General features: G+C 64.0%; 5 protein-coding genes. 4 read left to right on the top strand and 1 reads right to left on the bottom strand.

All coding sequences use genetic code 11. The features are described 5' to 3' along the window. Positions 1-13: 13 nt before the first annotated feature. Both ACREC7_RS14350 and hisN read left to right on the top strand, forming a co-directional pair. Positions 14-889, top strand: coding sequence for an N-formylglutamate amidohydrolase (locus tag ACREC7_RS14350; RefSeq protein ID WP_431556373.1), 876 nt, complete (start codon positions 14-16; stop codon positions 887-889). A 255-nt stretch (positions 890-1,144) separates the two neighbouring features. Beyond that, positions 1,145-1,981: a histidinol-phosphatase gene (hisN, locus tag ACREC7_RS14345; protein ID WP_431556372.1), complete on the top strand. Its 837-nt coding sequence runs from the start codon at positions 1,145-1,147 to the stop codon at positions 1,979-1,981. A gap of 100 nt (positions 1,982-2,081) precedes the next feature. On the opposite strand, the gene ACREC7_RS14340 is transcribed toward hisN, so the two are convergent. Continuing rightward, positions 2,082-3,056, bottom strand: a complete 975-nt coding sequence (locus ACREC7_RS14340; protein WP_431556371.1) for an alpha/beta fold hydrolase — start codon at positions 3,054-3,056, stop codon at positions 2,082-2,084. A 201-nt stretch (positions 3,057-3,257) separates the two neighbouring features. On the opposite strand from ACREC7_RS14340, the gene ACREC7_RS14335 reads away from it, so the two are divergent. Together ACREC7_RS14335 and gltB are read left to right on the top strand one after the other, a co-directional pair. Further along, on the top strand, positions 3,258-3,719 hold the full coding sequence (locus tag ACREC7_RS14335; protein ID WP_431556370.1) for an Hsp20 family protein: 462 nt from the start codon (positions 3,258-3,260) through the stop codon (positions 3,717-3,719). A 483-nt stretch (positions 3,720-4,202) separates the two neighbouring features. Further along, the coding region (gene gltB, locus ACREC7_RS14330) for a glutamate synthase large subunit (protein WP_431556369.1) at positions 4,203-8,153 on the top strand (3,951 nt) is incomplete at its 3' end.

Raw genomic sequence — 8,153 nt, 5'->3', positions numbered from 1 at the left:
AGAGGCTGAGGCGATCGAGAGGGAACTTTCGCCGCCCTTCGGGGTGGCAAGGCCGGCCGAGCTTGCCGCCCCTCTGGTGTTCAACTCCCCCCATAGCGGCCGGGTCTATCCAAGCGCCTTCCTGGCAAGCTCCAAGCTCGATGCGCTGACGCTTCGCCGCTCCGAGGACGCTTATGTCGAGGAATTGTTCGGCTTCGTGAGCGCGCTCGGCAGCCCCCTGCTCTATGCCCATTTCCCGCGTGCCTATCTCGACGTCAACCGCGAGCCCTACGAGCTCGACCCGGCGCTGATCCGCGACGGCCTGCCGCACTACGCCAACACCCAGTCGGTGCGCGTGGTCGGCGGCCTCGGCACCATCGCCCGCATCGTTTCGGAGTCCGACGAGATATATCGCGAGCCGCTGTCGCTGGTTGCAGCGCTCGAACGCATCAACCGGCTCTATACGCCCTACCACGATACCCTGAAAGCCCTGCTCGCCGAGGCAAGGCAAGCCTTCGGGCTCGCCGTGCTCGTCGACTGTCACTCCATGCCGTCGAACCCGATCTCCGATCAGGGCGGCGCCAGATCGGACTTCGTCCTTGGCGACCGGTACGGCACCTCGTGCAGTGGCGAGTTGACCAGGGCTGCGGCCCACGCGCTGAAAGCCCAAGGCTATGTGGTGGCGTTGAACAAACCTTATGCTGGCGGGTACATCACCGAGCATTACGGCCGGCCGCATGCCGGTGTGCATGCCCTTCAGGTCGAGATCAACCGGGCGCTCTATATGCATGAGAGCACCTTCGACAAATCCTCGGGATTTGACCGGATAAAACGCGATTTGGAAGGAATGGTGCGGGCGCTGATCGCCGCGGTTCCGGAAATCGCCGTTCCGCGCGCCGCCGCCGAGTAGCCGAAGCCTCGGCAAAAAAAGGGGCCGTTCGAAAGGATCCGAACGGCCCAAGTCTAGGGAGGAAACGCCCAAGGAGGGCAGCGGCACAACAGGAGGGTCATGCCGCGTTGCAACAATATGTCATTGCGACGCACAAAATGCAAGGTTTCACTCTCGTTTCCGCGGCAATTGTGAAACACTGGTGCAATTCGATCACAAGATGCCCTCGAGAGAGCCGATTTTCGGCCCGTGAGAGGCCGCCTTGAAGTTCATTTGATGCTTGAATCCAAAGGGGAAAACCCCTTAAGGGACACCGTGCCCGCCAACCCCGACTTCGACGACCTTCTCGCCACCGCGCACGCCCTCGCCGACCAGGCTGGCGCGGTCATATTGCCGCATTTCCGGACAGGCCTCGCGATTGACCACAAAGGGGGCGCCCTGTTCGATCCGGTCACCGCTGCCGACCTCGCCGCCGAGACCGCCATCAGGTCGGCGCTTGCCGCCACCCACCCAGCCCACGGCATCGTCGGCGAGGAGTTCGGAGCGACGGCTCCCGACGCCGACTATTGTTGGATCATCGATCCTATCGACGGCACGCGCGCCTTCATCGTCGGCCAGCCGCTGTGGGGCACGCTGATCGGACTGGTGCGAAACGGCGTGCCCCTGCTCGGGCTCATGAACCAGCCCTTCACCGGCGAGCGCTATTGGAGCGGGGAGCGGCAAAGCTATTTCCGCCATTCGAGCGGCATCGAGCAGACCATCCGCACCCGCCCCTGCCGGACTCTGAGCGATGCGCTGCTCACCGCTTCGAGCCCAGACCTGTTCGAGAGCGAGGAAGAGCAGGCGAGCTTCGCACGCGTCGCGAGCGCCGTGCGCCTCAGGCGCTTCGGCGGCGACTGCTACAATTACTGCCTGCTCGCTCTTGGCCAGATCGACCTCGTGGTCGAGGCAGGACTCAAGGATTTCGACATCCTGCCGCTGATCCCGATCATCGAGCGCTCAGGCGGCGTGGTCTCGACCTGGGAGGGCGGCGACCCGCGCCGAGGCGGCCGCATCCTCGCCGCCGGCGATCCGCGCCTGCACGAGCAGGCGGTGAAAATCCTCACTCAGTAAAACATGAATCGTCATGCCCGGACCCTCGGGTCGTGGCCCGAGGGCAGGCTTTGATCCGGGCATCCATGCCCAAAGCCCCGGCAATGACGTGTCCGGGTGGTCACGCGACGATGGGCTCGCCGAGCTTGCTCGCGACCGCGCTCGGCACGAAGGCATCGAACGCCGCCCAGAACTGCTCGCGGATCAGGTCGCGCTCCTGCAGGATCTCGTGGCGCGATCCTCTGAGCAGGATTTGCGCGCCTACTTTCAGCCGATCGGCGAACGACTCGGTTGCCTTGCTCGACACGATGCGGTCGTCGCCGGCGGCAAGCATCAGCACCGGCACGCGGAGCCGGTCCGGGAAACGGTCGCTGTTGACCGCGGCCATGGCCGAAAGCGCGCCCCGCACCCAGCCGAGGGTCGGCGGTCCAACCGCAAGTGCCGGAGCCGCGTTGGCCACCGACAGATTGCGCAGGAAGCGCTCATGGTCGCCGGTCAGCGGATTGCCCTCGAAGGTCTGATTGGCGACATATTCCTTCATGCCGCCAGGCACCGCGAGCCTGCCCAGTCCGCACAACGACAGCCCGGTGGCGATCCCCGACACCGCGGCCGGCGGCATCGGCAGGCCGGCGATCTCGAGCATCGGCGCCGTCAGCACCATGCGCGAGAACCAGCACCCCCGCATGGTCGCGGCCTTGAGCAGCACGGTCCCCCCCATGGAATGAGCAAGCGCGTAATAAGGCGGCGGACAATCTGGCAACGCCACCTCGTTCATGAAGCGCGCGACGTCGTCCTCGTAGTCGCTGAAGCTCTTGACGTGGCCTTTGAGAGAGTTCCTGAGCAGCCGCCCCGATCCGCCCTGCCCGCGCCAATCGAGCACCGCCACGGCAAAGCCCCTGCGCCTGAGCTCGCCCACCACCTCGAAATATTTTTCGATGAACTCGCTGCGTCCGGGAAAGATGCAGACCGTGCCGTGCCGCTCCTTGAGCGCCGAGCGCCAGCGCGCAAAGCGTAACGGCACGCCGCCTTTGCCCTTCAAGAATCCGACCGAGACGCCGAGCGGGATCGGGTTCTTCGGAGTTGCGACCAGGTCCATGACGTTGAAAATCCCCTTTTTTCAGCGTCTTGGCAAACCGGTTTTATTGTTGTGAATCATGCCATTACCCACCCTTGACGGTGTAGGCACCGCTTCCCATATCTCTGGCCGCGCAAGGCCTCAAGGCGTGCGCGAATTCGACACGCCCGGCTCAAAGCAATGAGCGGGCATCAACATATCGCTTCTCAAGGAGGATGTGACATGAGGCACTTTGATCTTACCCCGCTTTATCGCTCAACCATCGGCTTCGACCGCCTCGGCTCGTTGCTCGATACGCTCGGCGCCTTCGAGGGCGACACTCCGAGCTACCCGCCCTACAACATCGAGCGCGTCGGCGAGAACGAGTATCGCATCAGCATGGCGGTCGCCGGCTTCGGCGACAAGGACCTCGCCATCGAGGTGAAAGAGAACACGCTCTCGATTCGTGGCGAGAAACAGGCTGAGGTCGGAGAGACCACCTTCCTGCATCGCGGCATTGCCGGCCGCAGCTTCGAGCGCAGGTTTCAGCTTGCCGACCACGTGGTGGTGAAGGGCGCCAGCCTCGAGAATGGCTTGCTGCATGTCGACCTCGTGCGCGAGCTGCCCGAGGCGATGAAGCCGCGCACCATTCCGATCGAGACCAAAAGCGACAAGCCCAGGGTCATCGACAGCAAGGCTGCCTAAGCGCTCCGCTTCCCAAGAATCGTCATGCCCGGACTCGATCCGGGCATCCACTCCGTTCCGACCGAGCGAGCCTGAGCACGAATGGAATGGATTGCCGGGTCAAGCCCGGCAATGACGAGTTCAGTTGGGCCAGTCGCTTCGCAGGGCGCCTTCGCCAAATCGAGGGCGCCCTTTTTCACGCCGTGGCGGAATTGCTCGGCCTTCAGGGCCCGTGACATAGCCTGGCAAGCTTAATCCCGCTTGTGCGGTCATCGGAAATCTGTCATTTTGAGGACGAATAGGACAGGCTTGCTGACCTTTGTGGCTGAAGCATCAGCCGGAAGCTCCAGGCTGGCGCGCGGGTCCCGGAGTCCATTCCCGTCCTTAACGCCATGGTGTTTGCGACGAGGCTAGGTTCGCGAAAGCGGGCTTGCGCGTTGTTCTTGACCTGAATTGGCCTATGCTCTTTTGGAGACAAACTGCGCTTGAGCAGGTTTGCGTGCGATGCCAGTAATTGATCAAGGTTCAAATCGCGAGTTCACGGGGCCCGCATCGCCGCCCCCAGCGCAAGGACTCTACGATCCGAAGAGAGAGCACGATGCCTGCGGCGTCGGCTTCGTCGCCGATCTGAAGGCGCGGCCGAGCCACAGAATCGTCGAGCAAGGTCTCCAGATCCTCGAGAATCTGACCCATCGCGGCGCCGTCGGCGCCGACCCGCTTGCCGGCGACGGCGCGGGCATCCTCGTGCAGATTCCCCATGAGTTTCTCAAAGTGGTCACCGGGCCGCTGCGCATTTCGCTGCCTGAGCCTGGCCATTACGGCGTCGGCTACATGTTCATGCCGCGCAACGAGGCTCAGCGCATCTATTGCCAGTCGGTGGTTGAGCGCGTGGTCGAGGCCGAGGGCTTGCAGCTCCTTGGCTGGCGGAACGTGCCCACCGACAATTCCTGCCTCAGCGCCCCGGTGATCGAGACCGAGCCGCAACACCGTCAGGTGTTCATCGGCCGCGGCAAGACGATCAAGGACGAGGCGAGTCTCGAGCGCAGGCTCTACATCCTGCGCAAGGTGATCTCCAACACCATCAACGGCGATACCGGCGGCCGCGACATCGGCTTCTACACCGTGTCGCTCTCCTGCCGCACGCTCGTCTACAAGGGCATGTTCCTCGCCTATCAGCTCGGTGCCTACTATCTCGACCTGCACCATCCGAAATTCGCTTCCGCCCTCGCACTGGTGCATCAGCGCTTCTCGACCAACACCTTCCCGTCGTGGAAGCTCGCCCATCCCTACCGCATGGTCGCCCATAACGGCGAGATCAACACGCTGCGCGGCAATCTCAACTGGATGGCGGCGCGCCAGGCGAGCGTCTCCTCGCCGCTGTTCGGCAAAGACATCGCCAAGCTCTGGCCGATCTCCTATGAGGGCCAGTCGGACACCGCCTGTTTCGACAATGCGCTCGAATTCCTGGTGCAAGGCGGCTACTCACTCGCCCACGCTGCCATGATGCTGATCCCCGAGGCCTGGGCCGGCAATCCGCTGATGGATGGCAAGCGCCGCGCCTTCTACGAATATCACGCCTGCCTGATGGAGCCCTGGGACGGCCCTGCCGCCATGGCCTTCACCGACGGGCGGCAGATCGGGGCCACGCTCGACCGCAACGGCTTGCGCCCCGCCCGCTATTTCGTGACCGACGACGGTCTCGTGGTCATGGCCTCGGAGACCGGGGTGCTGCCCTTCCCCGAGAAGAACATCGTGCAGAAATGGCGGCTCCAGCCGGGCAAGATGCTGCTCATCGATCTCGCCAAAGGCCGCATCGTCTCCGACGAGGAGATCAAGGCCGAGCTCGCGGGAGCCCATCCCTATCAACAATGGCTCGATCGCACCCAGATCCGCGTGCATGAGCTGCCGGGTTCCTCTTCGCCGCAGCCCCGAACCAATGTGAGCCTGCTCGATCGCCAGCAGGCCTTCGGCTACACCCAAGAGAGCACCAAGTTCCTGATGGCGCCGATGGCGCAAGTGGGCCAGGAGGCGGTTGGCTCCATGGGCACCGACACGCCGCTCTCGGCGCTGTCCGACCGGCCGAAGCTGCTGCACACCTATTTCAAGCAGAACTTCGCGCAAGTGACCAATCCTCCGATCGACTCGATCCGCGAGGAGCTGGTCATGTCGCTCGTGACCTTCATCGGGCCGCGGCCGAACCTACTCGACCTCGAAGGCACCTCGAGGCAGAAGCGGCTCGAATCGGCCCATCCGATTCTCACCAACGAGAACCTGGAGCGCATTCGCGGCATCGGCGACGTCGCCGACAATCAGTTCCGCACCGCCACGCTCGACATCACCTACGGCGCCGACCGAGGCGCAGCCGGCATGGGCGAAGCGCTCGACACGTTGTGCAAGCGCGCCGAGGCCGCCGTGCGCGAGGGCGAGAACATCATCATCCTCTCCGACCGGGCGGCCGGCCCCGAGCGCATCCCGATCCCCTCGCTGCTCGCCACCAGCGCCGTGCACCATCATCTGATCCGCTGCGGGCTTCGCACCTCGGTTGGTCTCGTGGTGGAGACCGGCGAGGCGCACGAGGTGCACCAGTTCGCAACGCTTGCAGGCTACGGCGCCGAGGCGATCAATCCCTACCTCGCCTTCGAGACGCTCGAGGCCATGCTGCCTGAGATCGACGAGGAGCTGACCGCGGAAGAGGCGGTCAAGCGCTACATCAAGGCGGTCGACAAGGGCCTGCTCAAGGTGATGTCCAAGATGGGCATCTCCACCTATCAGTCCTATTGCGGTGCGCAGATCTTCGACGCCGTGGGATTGCGCTCCGAATTCGTCGCCAAATATTTCACCGGCACCAACAGCCAGGTTGAAGGCGTGGGACTCGAGGAAATCGCGCGCGAGACGGTCGAGCGCCACAGGCTCGCCTTTTCCGACGCGCCGGTATTGCGCGATGCGCTCGAGGTCGGCGGCGAATACGCCTTCCGCATTCGCGGCGAGGCGCATATGTGGCGCCCGAGCGTGGTCGCCGATCTGCAACATGCCGTGCGCGGCGCGCTGCCGGAGAAATACCGGTCCTACGCCAAGCAGATCAACGAGCAGTCCGAACAGCTTTTGACGTTGCGCGGCATGTTCCGCATCAAGACCGCCGAGGAGATGGGCCGCAAGCCGGTGCCCCTTGAGGAAGTCGAACCGGCAAAGGAGATCGTCAAGCGCTTCTCGACCGGCGCCATGTCGTTCGGCTCGATCAGCCGCGAGGCCCACACCACGCTCGCCATCGCCATGAACCGCATCGGCGGCAAGTCCAACACCGGCGAAGGCGGCGAGGAATCCGACCGCTACAAGACGCTGCCGAACGGCGACTCGATGCGCTCGAAGATCAAGCAGGTGGCCTCAGGCCGCTTCGGCGTGACCACCGAATATTTGATGAGCGCCGACATGATGCAGATCAAGATCGCCCAAGGCGCCAAGCCCGGCGAAGGCGGTCAGCTCCCCGGCCACAAGGTCGACGCCACGATCGCCAAGGTGCGCCATTCGACGCCGGGGGTGGGCCTGATCTCGCCGCCGCCGCATCACGACATCTATTCGATCGAGGATCTGGCGCAGCTCATCTACGATTTGAAGAACGTCAACCCCGCCGCCGACGTCAGCGTCAAGCTGGTGAGCGAGGTTGGCGTCGGCACGGTCGCCGCCGGCGTCGCCAAGGCGCGCTCGGACCACGTCACCATCGCCGGCTTCGAAGGCGGCACCGGCGCTTCGCCGCTCACCTCGATCAAGCATGCCGGCTCCCCCTGGGAGATCGGCCTTGCCGAAACGCAGCAAACCCTGGTGCTCAACCGCTTGCGCGGCCGCATCTCGGTGCAGGTCGACGGCGGCATCCGCACTGGGCGCGACGTCGTGGTCGGAGCCCTGATCGGCGCCGATGAGTTCGGCTTCGCCACCGCGCCCTTGATCGCCGCCGGCTGCATCTACATGCGCAAATGCCATCTCAACACCTGCCCGGTCGGCGTCGCCACCCAGGACCCGGTGTTGCGCGCACGCTTCCAGGGCAAGCCCGAGCACGTGATCAATTTCTTCTTCTTTGTCGCCGAGGAAGTGCGGGAATATATGGCTGCGCTCGGCTTCCGCAGCTTCGCCGAGATGATCGGCCAGACCGAGATTCTGGATAAGAGCGAGGCCATTGACCATTGGAAGGCGAAGGGGCTCGACTTCGCCCGCCTGTTCCATAGGCCGGAAGTGCCGAAAGAGGTCGCGATCTATAATTCCGAGCGCCAGGACCATCACCTCGACAAGGTGCTCGACCGCAAGCTGATCGAGCTTTCCGCCGCCGCCATCGAGGAAAAGAAGCCGGTCAAGATCGAGCTGCCGATCAGGAACACCGACCGCACCACCGGCGCCATGCTGTCGGGCGCCATCGCCAAGATTCATGGCCATGTGGGCCTGCCCGAGGACACCATCTGGGTGAGC

Source organism: Methyloceanibacter sp. (assembly GCF_050728395.1).
In the GTDB taxonomy this organism is placed as follows: domain Bacteria; phylum Pseudomonadota; class Alphaproteobacteria; order Rhizobiales; family Methyloligellaceae; genus Methyloceanibacter.
The sequence above is the reverse complement of the archived record's forward strand: the minus strand, read 5'-3'. Positions and strand labels throughout refer to the sequence as shown.